The organism is Marinobacterium sp. xm-d-530 (genome assembly GCF_013283365.1).
Lineage (GTDB): Bacteria > Pseudomonadota > Gammaproteobacteria > Pseudomonadales > Balneatricaceae > Marinobacterium_E.
In genome coordinates, this window is record NZ_WBYM01000002.1 from 174,225 (window position 1) to 191,862 (window position 17,638).

Annotated in this window: 18 protein-coding genes; 5 read left to right on the forward strand and 13 right to left on the reverse strand. The window is 48.5% G+C overall.

Going from position 1 to position 17,638, the window contains the following annotated elements; all coding sequences use genetic code 11:
• Positions 1–247 precede the first annotated feature (247 nt).
• The gene (locus XMD530_RS04175; RefSeq protein ID WP_173506789.1) at positions 248–1,282 is read right to left on the reverse strand and encodes an IS110 family transposase; all 1,035 of its coding nucleotides are present in this window, start codon (positions 1,280–1,282) and stop codon (positions 248–250) included.
• Between the two features lie 317 nt (positions 1,283–1,599).
• On the opposite strand from XMD530_RS04175, the gene xthA reads away from it, so the two are divergent.
• Complete coding sequence (xthA, locus tag XMD530_RS04180) at positions 1,600–2,415, forward strand: exodeoxyribonuclease III (protein WP_173488948.1); 816 nt, start codon at positions 1,600–1,602, stop codon at positions 2,413–2,415.
• A 5-nt stretch (positions 2,416–2,420) separates the two neighbouring features.
• Here xthA and XMD530_RS04185 read toward each other — a convergent pair whose 3' ends face one another.
• Complete coding sequence (locus XMD530_RS04185) at positions 2,421–3,323, reverse strand: universal stress protein (protein ID WP_173506790.1); 903 nt, start codon at positions 3,321–3,323, stop codon at positions 2,421–2,423.
• A gap of 204 nt (positions 3,324–3,527) precedes the next feature.
• Here XMD530_RS04185 and XMD530_RS04190 point away from each other — a divergent pair, with 204 nt between their 5' ends.
• On the forward strand, positions 3,528–3,851 hold the full coding sequence (locus XMD530_RS04190; protein ID WP_254442871.1) for a metalloregulator ArsR/SmtB family transcription factor: 324 nt from the start codon (positions 3,528–3,530) through the stop codon (positions 3,849–3,851).
• Here the strand turns inward: XMD530_RS04190 and XMD530_RS04195 are convergent.
• Complete coding sequence (locus XMD530_RS04195; protein WP_173506791.1) at positions 3,848–4,159, reverse strand: branched-chain amino acid transporter permease; 312 nt, start codon at positions 4,157–4,159, stop codon at positions 3,848–3,850. The genes XMD530_RS04190 and XMD530_RS04195 overlap by 4 nt on opposite strands.
• The gene (locus XMD530_RS04200) at positions 4,138–4,812 is read right to left on the reverse strand and encodes an AzlC family ABC transporter permease (protein ID WP_173484244.1); all 675 of its coding nucleotides are present in this window, start codon (positions 4,810–4,812) and stop codon (positions 4,138–4,140) included. The genes XMD530_RS04195 and XMD530_RS04200 overlap by 22 nt, the downstream gene beginning before the upstream one ends.
• 212 nt (positions 4,813–5,024) lie before the next feature.
• Here XMD530_RS04200 and XMD530_RS04205 point away from each other — a divergent pair, with 212 nt between their 5' ends.
• The 3 genes from XMD530_RS04205 (at position 5,025) to rarD (ending at position 7,408) form a co-directional block, all read left to right on the forward strand.
• Positions 5,025–5,213: a PA3496 family putative envelope integrity protein gene (locus tag XMD530_RS04205; protein WP_173481498.1), complete on the forward strand. Its 189-nt coding sequence runs from the start codon at positions 5,025–5,027 to the stop codon at positions 5,211–5,213.
• Between the two features lie 219 nt (positions 5,214–5,432).
• Positions 5,433–6,509, forward strand: a complete 1,077-nt coding sequence (gene hisC, locus XMD530_RS04210) for a histidinol-phosphate transaminase (protein ID WP_173481499.1) — start codon at positions 5,433–5,435, stop codon at positions 6,507–6,509.
• The gene (rarD, locus tag XMD530_RS04215; RefSeq protein WP_173488952.1) at positions 6,506–7,408 is read left to right on the forward strand and encodes an EamA family transporter RarD; all 903 of its coding nucleotides are present in this window, start codon (positions 6,506–6,508) and stop codon (positions 7,406–7,408) included. Before hisC ends, rarD begins: the two co-directional genes overlap by 4 nt.
• A 310-nt stretch (positions 7,409–7,718) precedes the next feature.
• Here the strand turns inward: rarD and htpG are convergent, their stop codons facing one another.
• The 9 genes from htpG to XMD530_RS04260 form a co-directional block, all read right to left on the reverse strand.
• On the reverse strand, positions 7,719–9,632 hold the full coding sequence (gene htpG, locus XMD530_RS04220) for a molecular chaperone HtpG (protein ID WP_173481501.1): 1,914 nt from the start codon (positions 9,630–9,632) through the stop codon (positions 7,719–7,721).
• 67 nt (positions 9,633–9,699) lie between these two features.
• Complete coding sequence (locus XMD530_RS04225; RefSeq protein WP_173505942.1) at positions 9,700–10,425, reverse strand: DUF599 domain-containing protein; 726 nt, start codon at positions 10,423–10,425, stop codon at positions 9,700–9,702.
• Positions 10,422–10,895: a YaiI/YqxD family protein gene (locus tag XMD530_RS04230; RefSeq protein ID WP_173483271.1), complete on the reverse strand. Its 474-nt coding sequence runs from the start codon at positions 10,893–10,895 to the stop codon at positions 10,422–10,424. The genes XMD530_RS04225 and XMD530_RS04230 overlap by 4 nt, the downstream gene beginning before the upstream one ends.
• 16 nt (positions 10,896–10,911) lie before the next feature.
• The gene (locus tag XMD530_RS04235; RefSeq protein ID WP_173506792.1) at positions 10,912–12,000 is read right to left on the reverse strand and encodes a DUF2235 domain-containing protein; all 1,089 of its coding nucleotides are present in this window, start codon (positions 11,998–12,000) and stop codon (positions 10,912–10,914) included.
• Positions 12,001–12,044: 44 nt separating this feature from the next.
• A complete protein-coding gene (locus XMD530_RS04240; RefSeq protein ID WP_173484250.1) occupies positions 12,045–13,487 on the reverse strand; it encodes a YdiU family protein in 1,443 nt (480 codons plus the stop codon).
• A gap of 2 nt (positions 13,488–13,489) precedes the next feature.
• A complete protein-coding gene (locus tag XMD530_RS04245; RefSeq protein WP_173484251.1) occupies positions 13,490–13,813 on the reverse strand; it encodes a DUF3301 domain-containing protein in 324 nt (107 codons plus the stop codon).
• Positions 13,814–13,862: 49 nt separating this feature from the next.
• The gene (locus XMD530_RS04250) at positions 13,863–14,198 is read right to left on the reverse strand and encodes a thiol-disulfide oxidoreductase DCC family protein (RefSeq protein WP_173484252.1); all 336 of its coding nucleotides are present in this window, start codon (positions 14,196–14,198) and stop codon (positions 13,863–13,865) included.
• A gap of 61 nt (positions 14,199–14,259) precedes the next feature.
• Positions 14,260–15,594: a DEAD/DEAH box helicase gene (locus XMD530_RS04255; protein WP_173481507.1), complete on the reverse strand. Its 1,335-nt coding sequence runs from the start codon at positions 15,592–15,594 to the stop codon at positions 14,260–14,262.
• 534 nt (positions 15,595–16,128) lie between these two features.
• Positions 16,129–17,514 carry an MFS transporter gene (locus XMD530_RS04260; protein ID WP_173495424.1) on the reverse strand — a complete coding sequence of 462 codons (1,386 nt, stop codon included), beginning with the start codon at positions 17,512–17,514 and terminating at the stop codon, positions 16,129–16,131.
• Between the last annotated feature and the right edge of the window lie 124 nt (positions 17,515–17,638).

The window sequence follows — 17,638 nt, forward strand, 5'->3', positions numbered from 1 at the left end:
ATCAATGGTTAAGGTGAGCTGCAGTCATATATCCGGCTTTTGATGAAGATCTATTTCTCCTAGCCCCAATGGATTCTGCATACTTCCTGCTTAATCAGACTTGCGGCTTCGTTGAGCCATAGACCTCGCCAAGCTGTTGGAAGTATAGGTCTTACCTATTTGCCATCTATCTACTTTTCTCTTAGCAACTCGAGATTAACGTTAATTGGTTAGACTGAGTACTTTAAAGCTCAGTCGAACTTCTGTTTTAGGCCGCTAGGTAGTTATTGCCATCCTGCAATATTTTCCAAGCAGTTCTAACATTCTTATTGGCCACCGCTACAGATGCCACATTCACATTTCGACGTCGTGCAAGGTCTGTAATCCAGTTACTGCGGTAGTCGTTATGCTTAGGCGATGTCCTGACTACCGCTCTACCACCATGTATCGACAACGATCGTAAATATTGATCACCACGTTTACTGATACCTAATAGCGTCGATCTGCCACCGGTTGAGTTCTGTCTTGGTACCAACCCTAGATACGCTGAAGCCTCACGCCCATCTTTAAATGCACTTCCGTCACCTAAGGTCGCCACTAATGCAGTTGCAGCCATGGGTCCAATACCGGGTATGGTTTGCAAACGAACACATCGTTCATCCTGTCTGGCTAATAACTCAATCTTTTGATTAAAGCTCTCTACCTGCTGATCTACCGTGATCAGTGCACTGTAGAGATTCTGAAGTAGTTCTCTAAATAAAATTGAAAGCTCTCTGTTATCGCTATCGATAATGGACGGCAAACTTCTTCGCAAGATCGATATACCTTGCGGAAGCACAATACCGTATTCAGTAAGTAAACCTCTTATCTGGTTCGACAGAGCCGTGCGATGAGCGACAACTAGGCTACGCGCTCGATGAATACTCTGAATATCTTGTTGTGCTGTATCTTTAGGCGATACAAAACGCATATCCGGCCGTTGCGATGCTTCACATATTGCCTGGGCATCAAACGCATCATTCTTGTTCGACTTTACAAACGGCTTAACAAACTGGGGAGCGATTAGCTTTACCGTATGCCCCATAGCTGTGAACTTCCGAGCAAAATGATTTGCTCCACCACAAGCTTCCATAACTACTGTGCAAGGCTGTAAGTTCGATACGTATTGAATAAGCTTCGATCGATTTACCGGCTTTGAATGTATCTTCACCCCTGATCGATCAGCCGCATGTATATGAAAACTCGTTTTCGCCAAATCAATTGCTAGGGTATGCACTTCTGCGTTTGATATAGTCTGCGTCATGGTCCGTCTCCTTTGGATAAAAGTGTGGTAACTAATATCCTGGCACATTGTGATGCCGTTTAAGAAGCGGGACGGACCATTCCATTAGACACCGGAGTATCAAACTTGCTACGCAGTTTCGGGTCTGACCTCTGATCTGACCCAACTTTCTCAGCGTTTTCCAGATAAGTAGTAAAGCATACTTGCGGATGACAGGCTGAAGCCAGTCACCGAAAAGATCGCCTCATCTTTGATAAGGCTCCAACAATAATTGGGTTATTCTTTTAACCCTCCCCCATTTTCGGTAGCATCCAAGCCACTAGACTTTGGAGGTTGTTATGTTTGTTGTCTCGTTTAATACCAATGGCATTCGTGCGCGTTTTCATCAGTTGCAGGCTTTGGTGGATAGCCACTCGCCCGATGTCATCGGTATTCAAGAGACCAAGGTGCATGATGATCAGTTCCCGATTGAAGAGATGGAGAAGCTGGGTTACCACGCCTATTTCCATGGTCAAAAGACCCACTACGGGGTTTGCCTTCTCTCCAAAGAGCCGGCTTTATCGATTCAAAAAGGGTTTGTCACCGATGATGAGGATGCTCAACGTCGTATGATCATCGGGGATTTCAAAACAGCCAAGGGCGAGACACTGCGTGTTATTAACGGCTATTTCCCACAGGGTGAAAACATAGCTCACGAGACAAAATACCCTGCTAAACGCAAATTCTACGCGGATCTCAGTGACTACCTACAAAATGATAATGACCCCAACAGCAATCTACTTGTGATGGGGGATTTGAACATCTCTGCGACCGATAAGGATATCGGCATTGGTGAACCCAACCGTCTTCGCTGGCTTAAAACCGGTAAAACCAGCTTCCAACCCGAAGAGCGTGAGTGGTTACAGCGCCTGTATGACTGGGGACTGGTTGACTCATTCCGTGAACAGCATCCAGAGACCAACGATCTGTTTAGTTGGTTCGATTACCGCAGTCGCGGGTTTGAGGACACGCCTAAACGGGGTCTGCGTATCGATGCGATCATGCCGACCAAACCTCTAATGCAAAAGTGCGTGGAGACCGGCATCGATCTTGATATTCGCGGTATGGAAAAACCCTCTGACCATGCACCAGTCTGGGCTAAGTTCGATCTTTAAATACTTTATTGATCGTGAATAACCAAAATATCGGACTCTATTCTATTTAAAAGACGTGCGGTGGTGCTGCCCATTAAGAAGCGCTCCACCCACCCTTTTTCGGGTGCGCCCAGAATCAACAGATCGATCTTCTCTTGCTGACAGAACTCAGGCAATTTTTCATCCGCATCCCCCACAATCAATTTAAGCAGTGGCGAACCCAATGGACGGTTTAGAGGTTCAATCAACGATTCAATTCTTTGACGATGCTCCTCACCCACCTGTTTTTGAAGCGACTCAAAATCTTCCACTAAATGCTCATCATAGATGACGCTCTGTGGAAGTGTTTGAAAACAGTGAACGACATGAAGCTCAGCTGACAGCCGTTGTGCAAACTGATCAGCCACCTCAAGCAGTTGCTTCTCCAACCTGTGATTGCGACTATCCAGATGGAACGGATCAATGGCTACGGCAATCCTTGGGTGGGCCTGCCAGGGTTGATCACTGGCTAGCAGAACCGGTTCATGGAGACGGCGGACCAACTCTTGCTCATCGCCACCGATTAGCCAATCCAACAGATCATGTTTTCTGACACGGGGTACCACCATCAAGTCAGGCTGGTAACGATCTGACTCTTCTAGTGCCGCTTTAAGAAAGCTAGGGTGCCAACGAATATCAGCCGCTACATCCTGTGGTAGGTCTAACTCTTCGATGTGCCGCTCAGCTTGGTTGAGCCTGTGCGTCACATAGAGTGCCAATGCATCCTCTTGTGATGGTTGATCTTCCGCCGTCGCCGTTTCAAACGCAGCGTTATAGACCGACTGAAACCACTCAATATGAGACGACTCTGCACAGAGTGCCGACGCTTTTAACAGTGGCTGCGGGGAGTAGTGTGACTCTTCATTGGTGACCAGGACTCGTTGGAACATAAGTACTCTCCTACCCTCTACTATGTGATTAATTGCAGTATAGCGTTAACTGTCGAAATGAGCCTGACTCAGCGCAATTAAGGGCGATTAAACGATGCGATAGGATAATAAAAATTTACAAACACCCATCAAGTCGTTATATTCAAAACTGCTAATTAAGCAAATCAACATCCCTTTTGGGACAGATCAATACCGAGTTCAACTATGACAGATACACAACGCCTACCCGCAGACACATTAGAGCTAATGCGTGAAAACTCAAAAGAGGCCGCGCGCTTGATGAAGGCACTCGCGAACGGTAGTCGCTTGATGATTCTTTGCTACTTGGAAGGTAAAGAGCTCTCTGTCACCGAACTAAACGAGCATCTGGATCTTAGCCAGTCTGCCTTGTCACAACACCTAGCGGTGCTGCGTCGTGATGGCCTAGTTAAAACTCGTCGAGATTCGCAAACGATCTACTACTCACTTGAAGGCGATCGTGCACAACGAATTATCAGCACTCTGCACGGTATGTACTGCGGTATTTAAATCAATAGCATGTACAACAGGCTGCCGAGCGCAATGCTGAGCAGCGCATTTTTGCTCAACCACTGAGTCACGGCTAACAGTATTAAACTTCCCAGACTGATTACCCACTGTTGATTGGCCATCGGCAGATCAGAGACCGCATACACCACCAACAGCACCATCAAAACCGGTGGCAGATAGCGACCCAGATACTCCAGTAGTGGGTGCTGACTGTGACGCGATAAAAAGAGAAACGGTAGCGCACGTGTTGCCACTGTTGCCAACGCTGCTAACGCTATAAAGCTGATCAGATAGAGTGACTGGTCCATCGCTGCCTCAAGTAGTTAATTAACATTAGAACCAGTGCGGTAGTGATCGATAGCAACAGCATCTGATCTTGCCAAAGCCAAATGGCAATCAGCCCAATCAAACAGGCTATCAACATCAAACCCGCCGCTCTATGCGTTCGATACTGTTCAACGGCCAGTACCACGAACAGTGCTGGCAGCACTATCTCCAAACCTAAATCGGGCAGTGTCAGTTGAGCACCCAATAGTGCACCAATCAATGTACCGAAAACCCAGTAGCTCTGATTGATGCCTGCCAAGCGCCAATAATCTTGCTGCTGCAGGCCGCTCTCTTTTGGCAGCCCGGTAATCAGTGAGAAGGTCTCATCGGTCAATGCGAAGACCATATAGGCCTTACGCCACCCAGTAAGCTTTAGCGAAGATAGCAGTGTCAGGCCATAGAAGATGTGGCGACTGTTCAGGAGGAAAACAGCCACAAACACTTCTAACAGCCCTGCATGATTGGCAATCAAACCCACCGATAAAAACTGGGCAGAGCCGGCAAACACAATGACGCTGAATGCGACGGCCCAATACCAATCCAATCCCAACTCGGTGACAAACAGCACGCCGAAGGCCATCCCAAGTGGAAGGTAGCCAAATAGAACCGGCAATGAGAGTCTAAAAAGATGCATGCATTCACTTCTCGTAAAAAAGCGATCCTCGCTCAGGCTCTTGATCAGGTCAACTTTATAGATAGTTAAAATATCGATTTTTATTGAAATCAGATTGAAAAAATTAATTTTCTCAAAATTCTAAGCATGAACTATATTCCGCATTAACGGTAACCCTCGACCGTGACTAGCGTCAGAACTGAGCGATCAATTTTATAGAGTGAGATTAAGAGATGGGCAGCAAAGTCCGTGTCGATGAAAAGATCGAAGACCTCGACGATTGGAATGATCAATTCGAAGAGCAAGAGAGCCAACGTAACCGATCCAGATACAATGCTAAGCGCAGACGTCAGATCGAAGATATTATGGATGATCGCGTTCTAGCCAGTCAGTTACGTGACGCTTACGACGAACTTTACTAGGCTCCCCGTACCACCTAAGTCTTAATAAAAAAGGTTGTGGTCAAAGTTTAACTTTGTTTATATGGAGTTGACTGAAGTTGACCTTAATTATTGAGGGCAAGTTCGGCACACCCGACCGGTGGCAGTATCAATAGCTGACACCGGTCGACCTCTTCTTCTTTCCCTACTTCGCTTCTGATACTATCTCAGCTCAAATTTATCCATTTGTAAGGTTTCGTTATGAGTAAGTTTTGGAGCCCGCAGATCAATGATCTCGTTCCTTATACACCCGGTGAACAACCTAAGGTTGCCAACTTAGTTAAACTCAACACCAATGAGAATCCTTACCCCCCTGCACATGGGGTTCAGGAAGTGTTAAACGCGTTTGAGACCGATCGCTTACGCCTCTATCCAGATCCTGAGTCTTCTGCGCTCATCAACGAGCTTTCAACCACTCTGGGTGTGCCTAACGAAAATCTATTTGTCGGTAATGGCTCAGACGAAGTGTTGGCTCATGCGTTTATGGCTTTCTTCCGTCAAGAGAAGCCACTGGTCAAACCAGACATCACTTACAGCTTCTACGACGTTTATGCCGATCTTTATAGAATTGATATTAAAAATCAAAAACTTAATGATGACTTCTCAATTTCTTTAGAAGATTACCCACTGGATAATGGCGGTATCATTTTTGCCAACCCGAATGCTCCGACTGGGTTAGCTCTGCCGTTAGAGCAGATCAAAAACCTACTCGATCGCAACACTGAAACAGTTGTATTGGTGGATGAAGCGTACGTCGATTTTGGTGGCGAATCGGCCATTGAGCTAGTGAATCAATACCCCAACCTAGTGGTGACACAGACCTTCTCTAAGTCGCGTTCACTTGCTGGTTTGCGCATCGGTTATGCCGTCGCACAACCCCATCTGATCGACGGTTTGAACAGGGTTAAAAACTCCTTCAACAGCTACCCTATGGATATGCTCGCGATCGCTGCTGGTGTTGCCTCATTGAAAGATAGCGCCTACTTCACGGAGATGTGTGAAAAAATCATCGCAACGCGCGAGACCACTCGTGATCGCCTTGAAAAGTTAGGTTTCAACATACTTCCATCAGCAACCAACTTCCTCTTTGCCGAGCACCGGTTTATTGAGGGGGGTGAGTTGATGGGCTATCTACGTACTAAAGGAGTGTTAGTTCGCCACTTCAGTCGTCCAGAGATCGCCAACTTCCTTCGCATCACCATTGGTACCGATGCTGAGATGGATGCCTTGATCGACGCACTCAAATCGCACCCTGATATGGTCGAGCTAGACGCTTGAACCAATCAATAGCGTCACAACAGGACTCACACAAAGAGTATCGACAAGGGCTTTTCCAAGGCACCCTAGCCTATCTAATCTGGGGCTGCTTTGGGCTCTACTTTACCCTACTTGCTGAGGTACCGGCCGACGAGGTGCTAGCACACCGTATTGTCTGGTGTGTGCTCTTTGTTGGCTTGCTGATTCTTCTGCAGAAAAAAATTCGCTCCACCTGGACGATGTTAACGTCCAAAAAGACGCTGTTCTGGTTAACCATTTCATCACTGCTCATCAGTGGTAACTGGTGGATCTATATCTGGGCGGTAGGCAGTGGCCAAGTGATCGCGGCCAGCCTGGGGTATTTTCTATCGCCTTTGGTTGCGGTGTTGTTGGGGCTGATCTTTTTTAAAGAGCAACTCAATAGGCTACAAAAAACATCGGTCTTTTTTGCCTCTGTCGGGGTCTTATGGCAGATAGTCGCCATTGGTGAGTTCCCATGGATCGCTGTTAGCCTATCTCTGCTGTTCGGCTTTTACGGCGTCGTGCGTAAGCAGATAGCGGTCGATTCAGTCAGCGGATTGTTGATTGAGACCCTAATCATGTTGCCGATCGCTCTGATCTACCTAAGCTTGCTAGCCACCCAGGGTGTTGATCATTTCGGAGCATTCACTTGGGAGTTAATCGGTGCCGGCGTCATGACCGCTGTTCCACTGATGCTGTTTGCCTCTGCCGCCAGAAAGCTTCCGTTAGGTACCGTAGGCTTCCTAAACTACATCGCCCCGATCATGCAGTTTCTTAGCGCTGTGTTCATTTTGAACGAAGCCTTCGGCATCGATCGTTTTATCAGCTTTGCTTTTATTTGGGTGGGGCTGATTGTGTTCAGTGTCGATCTATTTCGTAAGGCTAAGGCAAACGGTTAACAGCGGTGTCAGACCTTAGGTCAGACACCAGAGTGTTAAACTGGCTACGCAGCTGCGGGTCTGACCTTTGGTCTGACCCAACTCTCAGCACCGGTGTCTGGCTTTAGCCTGACATCCACTCTTTAAGCGTTTTCCAGATAAACAGTAAAGTTGACAGCGGATGACAGGCTGAAGGCCAGTCACCTGAAATAGTAATCGCGGCCTTTTCAAGACCGCTCCAACTGTGCCTAATTTTGTTGGAGCGGTCTTGGAAAGGCCGCGAACAAAAAAGGCCTGACAGTGTCAGGCCTTTTTGCTTCAAGTGGAGTGTTTAAGCACTCAACTCTAACAGCAGTTTGTTCAGACGAGCTGTGTAAGCTGCTGGATCCTCTAGCTGACCGCCGGTCGCTAGTTGAGCTTGATCCAATAGAATCATTGCCAGATCAGCAAAACGATCTTCATCGGACTCTTGATCAAGCTTACCGATCAGTGGGTGCTCTGCGTTGAACTCAAAGACGGGTTTAGTCTCTGGAACTGCTTGGCCAGCCGCTTCCATGATACGACGCATCTGTAGACCCATATCGTAATCCCCAAGCACCAGACAGGCTGGAGAGTCGGTTAGACGCTGTGAGACACGGACAGAGTCGACACGGTCGGTAAATACACCGCCAAGACGTTCAATCAGTGATGCGTACTGCTCGTTCTGCTCCTCTTGAGCTTTTTTGCTCTCTTCAGACTCTTCACCATCCAGTTTCAACTCGCCTTTGGTGACGTCTTGGAACGACTTGCCTGAGTAGTCCATCAAGTGGCTCATCATCCACTCATCAATGCGATCAGTCAGAAGCAGCACTTCAATGCCCTTCTTACGGAAGATCTCTAGATGTGGGCTCGCTTTAGCCGCGTTGTAGTTATCGGCGACTAGGTAGTAGATCTTCTCTTGATCTTCGCCCATACGCTCTATGTAGCTGTCTAGGCTGACGTTCTGATCGCCGTTGCTGTTCTCGGTCGATGCAAAACGCATTAGCTTAAGAATGCGCTCACGATTCGCATGATCTTCCGCAGGGCCCTCTTTCAAGACCTGACCAAACTCTTTCCAGAACTCTAGGTACTTCTCGGCATCCTTCTTAGCGAACTTCTCGATCATATCGAGGCTTCGCTTAGTCAGAGCGGACTTCAGCTTATCAACGTTTGGATCTTTCTGAAGAATCTCACGAGAGACGTTTAGTGATAGGTTTTTCGAATCAACGACACCTTTAATGAAGCGCAGGTAGAGCGGCAAGAACTGATCCGCTTGATCCATGATAAAGACACGCTGAATGTAGAGCTTAAGCCCTTTAGGTGCTTCACGGTTCCAAAGATCATACGGTGCTTTGGACGGTAGGTAGAGAAGACTGGTGTACTCTAAGTTACCCTCAACGCGGTTGTGGGCCCAGCTAATTGGCTCCTGGAAATCATGAGAGACATGCTGGTAGAAGTTTTTGTACTCCTCCTCGGTCACCTCTGACTTGTTCTTAGTCCACAACGCCGTTGCGCTGTTAACCGTTTCGATCTCAGGCGCATCCTTTGATGACTCCTCATCACCCTCTGCCGGCATGGGTTGTTTCTCCATCTGCACAGGCATCGCGATGTGATCTGAGTATTTGGTGACTAGAGAGCGAAGGCGCCAATCGCTGGCAAACTCTTTCGCATCCTCTTTCAGAGTCATGACGATACGCGTGCCACGCTCGGGCTTGTCGATGGTTGCGATATCGAACTCGCCTTCACCCTTAGAGGACCAGTGAACACCCTCTGCCGCGTCTAGACCAGCACGACGGGTGTATAGATCAACCTGATCAGCCACAATAAAGGCCGAGTAGAAACCGACACCAAACTGACCGATCAGTTGTGAATCTTTTGCAGCATCGCCGGTCAGATTTTGCAGGAAGCTAGCGGTACCTGATTTAGCGATGGTACCTAGGTGCTCAATGACCTCATCGCGCGACATACCGATGCCGTTATCTTCGATGGTAATGGTATTGTTCTCTTCATCAGCAGAGACGCGAATACGCAGTTCACCATCGTTTTCGTAGAGGTCGGCGTTAGACAAGGCTTCAAAGCGTAGCTTTTCAGCCGCATCTGAAGCGTTGGAGATCAATTCACGTAGGAAGATCTCTTTATTAGAGTATAGAGAGTGAATCATCAGCTGCAGCAGCTGTTTCACTTCGGTTTGAAAGCCAAGAGTTTCTTGTTTCGTTTCGGTTGTCATAGCTTAGACCTGAATTCCCAAGTTACTGATTAACACTCCATCAGATATGGGGGATGCCGATCTAATTTCAACCCTTGGCGTTGATATCAGTACTCATCATTAAGGTTCTTAGCGTCGAAGAGCTGAATTCACGACGATAGAGAATCCAGACAACCACTGCACACAAGAACATAAAGAGCCAGGTATTGACCATCCACCCTAGCACTGCGATGGCAAAGTAGTAGGTTCGTAGGCCGGCATTAAAGTTATTTGCCGCCATACTGGCCATGCGAGCCGAGCGTTCTGCGTACATATCGAGAGTCCGTGGATCGGCATTCTCTTTGGAGTTGGGGCCGCCACCAATCATGACCGAGACAAATCCATACTGGCGAATAGACCAGGTGAACTTAAAGAAGGCGTATACAAACATCACCATCAGCACGATGATGCGCAGGTCCCATTGCAGTCGAGTCATCGGCTCTGTGAACGGCAGTTCAGACAGAAGGTCGATCGCCATATCAGAGCGAGAGAGCAGGGTCAGAAGGCCGGCCAAAATCAGCATGGTGGTGCTGGCAAAGAAGGTGACACCGCGCTCAAGATTGGTGATCGTTGTGGTATCAGCCACCCTCACCTCACGATCCAGCGCCGCGCGCATCCACTCCTTACGATAGAGGTGCATTAGGCTAGCCAGACAGGTGACACGATAACTGGCTCGCTTAGCGTATATGAAATAGCCGTTGAAACAGATCAAAAACCAGATCAACGCGACCAGGTCCAGATTGAGTGAAATCAGCATATCCCAAAATGAATTCATGCATTGCCTCCTTGCTTCGCTTGACGCTGTGCTGCCGTTAAGGCGCGATCCAACGCGTTGGCAAACTCACGACGATCTGCCTGACTCATACCCGATTGGCCACCAGACTGAATACCGCTAGCGCGCATGGTTTCGTAGAAGTCACGCAGATTGAGGCGCGCTTTGATGTTCTCTTTCGTTAAGGCCTCGCCACGATGGGTAAGTACGCGAGCCCCTTTATCGATCAGATCATTAGCCAACGGCAGATCTGTAGCGATGACAAGATCACCAGCGGTCACTCGATCAACGATCTCTTGATCAGCCTGATCGGCACCCTGAGGGACTCGACGCCAGTTTAAATAGGGGGAATTAGGTAACTGATAGAAGTGGTTTGCAACGAACTCCATCTCTACTTTTCGATTGAGTGCTGCCTTGATGAGAATATCTCTAATCACCACAGGACACGCATCCGCATCAACCCAAACTTTCACACTCATTCCTTGAAATCTAAGAAGCGTTCAGTATCCCCTCTTCCCCGTCGAGAAAACAAGTCTGAAACTGATATAGATGATCAATTTCACACAATTGGTAAGATAGAGAGGAGGTCAGATGGGGACCTACTCGATTTTTGGGACGGTAACTGGTGTTGTTCATTAACTCAAACACACTCAGATCGATCGTCTCAAATCGATTCTGACAAACGCCTATTGGACGCCAATGGCGATCGCTAAACCAGTCATACAGCCCACCCAAAAACTGATCAAACGAGTCGTGAGGCAGTTCAAAGTTAGACGTTTGACTCTTCACAGACTCAGCATCCAGATGCAGACCCGAGTGAATCAGTGACTCGCATATCCATTGATACGAATGGGTTGAGAGCGTTGAGCCTGTCCCTCCGCCAACATCCCCATGCGATCCGGCAAACCACCGCTGCTCAACACTCTGATGCTCTTCAAGCTTGGGGGACCAGAGTGTCGGTATGAAATCAGCACGATGCTCATCAATGGCCAGTGCTTGAAAGCCCCGCTTCACATTGGAAGCTAAGCGTGTGTCATGAAAGCCCCAAAGATAGCGGTTTAACTGTTTAAAGCTACCTAATGGAATGCCCAACGACCCGACAGTATCCCAAACGGCAATAGCCTCAATCTGTATCGGGGTGGCGATCTGGGCTTTGAATCGATTTTGTTCACGACGGGTGCCGCGTCTGTAGAGCTGGTAGCAGGAATCGAATTGCTCTAGATGCTCCAATCTAAGCAGACCCAATCGATCAATAAGACCTGACAGGCTTCTCGCTGCAAACGCCCCACGACTGTAGCCGACCAGGTAGACCCGATCGCCCGTTTGGTAGTGCTCCATCAACCATAAATAGGCTTCGGCTATCTTGTCAGAGAGTCCCCAACCAAAGATGCCTCCTCGAATCTGTTGCCAGGCTGAAGTGCCTACTCCAGGGAGATAATGAACCTGTTGTGGAATATCTGTTTCTGAATTGTGAAGAGCCTCAACCAACCGCACAACATGGCTGTTTTGATCGCCATCACTCAAATCTGAATCGGTTTTTTGCCAAGTGCCATCAAATGCCAGCAGTAAATTGCGCACCAGATTCTCCTGTCATAATTAGAAGTACTGTGCGCTTGAGGTCGCTATGACGAGCAGGTTAAGAAAATCCCCTCTGCCCATTTCGGTGGAGCATCTGCATAGTCTGCCAGTGGCGCATAGTACTTAGTTGGTTCACGAACCATGGCAAGCAGATGATTCACGCGTTGATAGTCACCTTGGTGAGCGTCGCGAATCGCCTCTTCACACATGTAGTTACGTAAAATATAGACAGGGTTTAAGGTTTTTGCGTAATCCAGACGTGATCTTAGTTGCTCATCTTCTGAGTGACGTACTGCATAGAATCGGCTTAACCACTCTGAATAGGATTCGGGGCTCTCTACTTCGGCACCCAAAGCGTCGCCCTTTTCTAGATTTGTTAAAGCCAGAATAAAACGATTGAGATCACCCTGCTGTTTTTCTAACAACGTGAGCATCTCATCAATTAGTGCTTTGTGGGTGACCCCTGGATTCGGTAGTGCCAATCGCTGAGAGAGCTTTGTGTAATAGGCATCAAAATAGAGCGTTGAGAATCTCTCGAGTTGAGCCTCCAAGTCGGATTTATCTATCAGAGGGATTAACGCCTGAGCTAAGGCCGCAAGATTCCACTGCATGATGCTCGGTTGATTACTGAACGCGTATCGACCTCTGTCATCGTTTTTATTAGCGATGTGGTCCGGCTCATATCGATCCATAAAGGTAAACGGACCATAGTCAAAGGTCTCTCCTATGATCGACATATTGTCGGTGTTCATGACGGCATGAACAAACCCGTAACTCTGCCACTGTGCAACCAGGTAGGCACTGCGCTCAACCACCTGTTGATACATGAACAGGTAAGGATTTTCGGCCTGTTTCGCGTCAGGGTAGTAACGATCGATCACGTAATCGGCAAGCTGTTTCAGGTCCTCATGCTGACCAGAATAGTAGAAGTACTCAAAGTGGCCAAAACGTATGTGACAGGGTGTCACCCTAAGCACTTGAGCACAGGGCTCTGCCCCATTTCGTAGGGTAAACTCCTCACTGCCAAAAATAGCCAGCGCACGTGTGGTGGGAATACCCAGACCAAACATCGCCTCACTGACAAGGTACTCACGAATACTGGAGCGAAGTACCGCTTTGCCATCAGCAAAGCGCGAATAGGCGGTTTTACCCGCCCCTTTAAGGTGGAGATCCCATCGATTGCCAGCAGGGTCTAGATGCTCGCCGAGCAAGATACCACGCCCATCACCGAGATCTGGGTTATAGACACCGAACTGGTGTCCAGTGTATTTCATGGCCAAGGGTTCAGCACCCTCTGGGCCCTGCTCAGTGGTGAAAGTTTCCACCAGCTGACTGGGCGCCCATTCACAGGGATTTAGCCCTAATGCTTGAGCCAGTGGTGCATTGAAGCTGATTAAATGAGTGTTCTTTAACGGAGTGACAGAGACCGACTGATACCAGTGAGAGGGTAAACGGGCATAGCTGTTATCGAAATTGAGCTTAGACATGGCTAATCCTCAAACTTATGAGCCTCTGAGGTAATACTCTCTAGACGATTGCCAAGCAGAACCACTTGGCCACGGTAGCGCTGATCGCCGGTCGTGGTGAACTCAAACTGATATCGACGCCAGGGTGCCAAGCGACCTCTATCATCTCGTTTTAACCAAAGCGCACGCAGAGATACGTTTTGGTCCAACAACTGCAGATTCAACTTGTTGCAGTAACTCTCAACCGCTTTCAGTGCGCGCTCTCTAACGGCTAGGCCTTTGTACCAAACATAGATAACACCAGCGACTAGAGTCAGGAGAAAGAGATCGGTAAGTTCAATAAACACGCTGATGACCTATAAAGTGTGAGAATGTCGACAGTCTAATCAAGCATCTTTATTTAGTATAGAGTCGATCGTATCGCCAACGTGCCCAGCGCTTATAAGCCAGATTGACTATGGGCTTGATGATTGGCCAACCAAGGATGCGCCAAATCCAGCCCCAGCGGGTATGCTGCCAAGCGGCTATGTTCGCATCGATTCCAGTTACCCACTGGTCACCACGCTGCAGATGAAGAACCTTAAGCATGTTAATACGCTCCTCTTCTGTCAGTTGATCCGATAACTCATGGATATCTTGGAGTTCTAACTGTTCGCCCTTAATGACTGCCAACTTATCCATCTCGGCAACACAGAGCGAACATTTTCCGTCGTAGTAGAGTGTCTCTTTCATGTAATAAGATACGAAACACTTCTCAAAGCGGATGACCGGATAACCTGTCGATTAAAACAGATTACAGATCGCGGTTGACTGGCTTTTTGCGATTGCCACCAAAACGGCGAGGTTTACGTTTGGGTGTACCATCAGCCGGTCTATTGCGCCTTGGCTGATTTTGACGCGGTGCTGGTTGTGCTGATGCACCCTCCGCTTTCTGCTTTGGCTTTTTAGGTTTTTTCGGCTTCAACGGCGGTTGTAGCTTAGATTCTGGCAGTGGGTTGTTCGGCGCAAATCCCTTCAAGTCGCGACGTTCCAGAAGTTTCTGCGTCAAGCGCTCGATCGCTCGAAGCTGATCAAACTCATCAATTGAGACCAGTGATACCGCCTGACCCACACTGCCGGCACGACCGGTACGGCCGATACGGTGTACATAATCTTCTGCCACGTTGGGAAGATCAAAGTTAATCACGTGAGGCAGCTCTTTGATATCGATACCGCGTGCCGCAATGTCGGTAGCTACAAGGATCTGAATATCGCCCTGTTTAAAGGCCTGCAATGCACGCGTGCGAGCACCCTGACTCTTATTGCCATGGATAGCCGCTGCAGTAATACCCGCCTTATCCAGCTGAACGACTAGACGGTTTGCACCATGCTTAGTTCGGCTGAAGACCAGTACCTGAAACCAGTTGTTGGTCTTGATCAAATCGATGAGAGCCGCTGTCTTGCTCTTCTTATCAACCCCAATGACCCACTGCTCAACGGTGTGAGCGGTCGCATTTTCTGGTGATACCGAGACCTCTACTGGGTTGTTGACGATGTCGTGAGCCAGCTCTTTGATCTCTGGGGAGAAGGTCGCAGAGAACATTAGGTTCTGACGCTGCTTAGGCAGCAAGTTAAGGATCTTACGAATGTCACGAATAAAGCCCATGTCGAGCATGCGATCAGCTTCATCCAATACCAGCACTTCTAGCTGATCAAAACGAACTGCATTCTGCGAGTAGAGATCTAAAAGACGACCCGGTGTCGCGATCAATATGTCCGTGCCAGAGCGAAGCTTTTGCATCTGTGGGTTGATCTTAACCCCACCAAAAACCACATTGCTCTTGAGGTCGGTGTATTTGCCATAGAACTCAGCATTGTCTTGGATCTGAGCCGCCAGTTCACGAGTCGGTGTCAGCACTAATGAACGAACATTGTTGCTTTTTACCTTAGGGCCAGATTGCAATCTCTCGAGCAGAGGCAGAATAAAGCTAGCCGTTTTACCCGTTCCCGTTTGCGCAGCCGCCATAACGTCCTTACCGGACATCACGGCAGGAATGCCTTCGCGTTGAATAGGAGTCGCTTCTGAATAGCCCTTTTCAGCTATTGCACGGGTAAGAGGAGCCGAAAGGCCAAGAGATTCGAAAGACATGAGGACACTCAAAATGTTAAGGCGCGCACAGTAACATAAAGCGTGGCTAGGCACACGTGAATGTTGATTCTAAAAGGGCTGGATAATTTTCAATAAGATCAAAAGCGTTTCTATCCGACTGGCGTCGGCTAGCCTTCTTCTTTGTATGAGCAAAGAAGAAGCAAGAAAACACACCCCGCTCCTTCGGCCTTCGGCACACTGCGCGCGATACTCTTTTTCTAACATCGAAAGGCACATTTCAGAGCCTGCTCCGTGCAGGCGCTGAAACTCTCGCCCATCCGGGACTCGATCCTTTCAACGTCTTAACGAAAAAGAGCACCGTGCTCGTTCTCAGTCGGACGGGGACAAATCGGCACAAGATTCGAATCTGGCACTGTTGGAGCGGTCTTGAAAAGGCCGCGATGGGTGCTCATATGAATTTAGCTATTAGCACCGGTGTCTGGCTTTAGCCTGACATCCACTCTTTCAGAGTTTTCCAGAGAGTCGGTAAGTTCACGACCGGATGACAGGCTTTAGCCTGTCACCCGCTTCAATTTAAACCTTTCTCCACGAGAACCAAGCCGCTAGCAGTGCGGTTAACAGCGATACTGTCAGGGCATTGGTTGTGACACTTTCGAGAAGCTGTGGATCAGACTCCCCTATTGCGGCGCCAGCAAAGTAGAGTCCTAGTAACAGGGTAATCACCGCCATTCCGATCAACTGGCCACTCTGTCTCGATAGACTGAGGATGGCTGAGCCTATACCCATTCGCTCTGCAGGGAGTGTTGCCAGTGCGGCGGAGTTGTTTGGGGTAGAGAACATGCCATGGCCCGTTCCAATCACCATTATACAGAGCCCGATCACCCAAAGTGGTGTCTCGTGATTCATCAACGCTAACGCCAGTAAGCCAAGGGCTATGGACAAACTTCCTCCCGTCGCCAGTAGACGGTGCCCTATTCGATCAGAGACGCGTCCTGCCAGAGGCGCGATGATAGTCATCATCAACGCTTGAAGCATCATCAGCTGCCCAGTATCCGTTGGCGACAGTTGGCGGTTGTATTGCAGATAAAGTGACAAAATCAGGACAATGCCGTACTGGCTGGCGTACATAAACATGGCCGCGGTTGCAGAGTTGATGAAGGTTTTATTCTTCATCATCAAGTCGATTCTCACCAGTGGAAATGCCTGTTTGCCAGACCATTTGATGAAGAGATAACCCAGACCTACTCCTAAGAGTGCAAGCAACCAACCGTTGAGTTCAATCAGGCGAGTACTGCCAAAATAGAGAGCTGCAATGGCGGCTGAGAAAATGGCTGTACCGACCCAGTCGATCTTATGCTTTTCACTGCTTTTCCATTCACCCGGAATAAACAGTCGAATCGATAAAATGACCCCTAGTAATATCGGTACCGGCAACATAAACACAGATCGCCAGCCAAACAGATCGACCAACCAGCCACCTATTAGCGGGCCTGCAGTCATGCCGAGATAGACGGCTGATGTCATCCAACCCAAAGCGGCCCCTCGTCCACCTGCTGCGTAGATACGGGAGATCATGGCCATACCCGCGCTGGCTAGGATAGCCCCGGCAGCCCCCTGTACCACACGCCCTGCTAACAGTATTTCAATATTGGGCGCAAAAGCCGCCATGGCGCCACCCAACGCAAAAAGACCACAACTGATGAGAAAAGCCTTTTTAAGACCAATGAGATCCGATAGACGACCGCCTGGCAGTTGGGAGATCAAACTCACCAGAAGGAAGATGGCCGGTATCCAACTGATCAATACCGCATTGACTTGAAGGTCTTGAGCAATGGCAGGTAGTGCGACCAGAGATGCCGACACGGCTAAAGGAAACTGCAGAATCGCTAGACTGAGGATAATCAGTGCTTTTAGTCGAGCTTGTGAATAACGCTGATAGTAACGCGCAAACTGTGTCATCTAACGTCCTTGTGAAAAATTTTAGCCATCAGCTAAATGTCAGCTTTGCACACTATTATGAACCCAGCTGTTGTAAACACCCCTTTGAGAGGGTGAAGCCCTTTCCCCTCTCTTCTTTTTTCTT